The 597-nt window shown below is 40.7% G+C and carries 1 protein-coding gene and 1 pseudogene; both read right to left on the reverse strand.

All coding sequences use genetic code 11. The features are described from left to right. Positions 1 to 257 (reverse strand): annotated as a pseudogene (locus tag ACS8FD_RS22620) (HAD family hydrolase); the annotation flags it as partial. A gap of 57 nt (positions 258 to 314) precedes the next feature. Beyond that, positions 315 to 597 (reverse strand): CBS domain-containing protein (locus ACS8FD_RS22625; RefSeq protein WP_439277512.1); only part of this gene is annotated, 283 nt, incomplete at its 5' end.

Below are 597 nucleotides of genomic sequence, written 5' to 3' on the forward strand. Positions count from 1 at the left end.
TCATCACGACCTTGCACCACATAATCGATGCCAGTCTCTGCTGCACGCTTATTGACCATAGGGCTACTACGGCCAGTAATAATAGCAGTTAAAATACCATAGCGTGCCAAAGACTTAATACCGACCCCATCTTGTACCGAAAACGCTTTTGTCTCAATACCATTAGCATCATAGATAATCTGACCGTTTGACAAGATACCATCAACGTCCAAGACCAACATTTTAACCTGTCCTGCTCTTTCGATTAAGTCTTGCATAATTTATCTCTTATAAAGTCTTATTATTTAAATGTGAAACCTATTTAGTCTAAGCGCTTATTTCACACCTGCTTGTAGCAAATCATGCACAGTAATGATGGCTTCTAAATGCTCTTTTTCATCTATCACTAGTAGTTGACTGATTGCATTTTCATTCATGACACTTAAGGCATCAGATGCACGCATTGACTTACTTACTTGGCGTGGATTAGTACTCATTACGTCTTGTATGGGTGTTGCAAGATCAATGCGTTTTTCCAAACCACGGCGCAAATCCCCATCTGTGAACACACCGACGACTTTTTGCTCATCGTCGATTACAACAGTCATGCCCAAACGG

Source organism: Psychrobacter sp. 1U2, assembly GCF_051847575.1.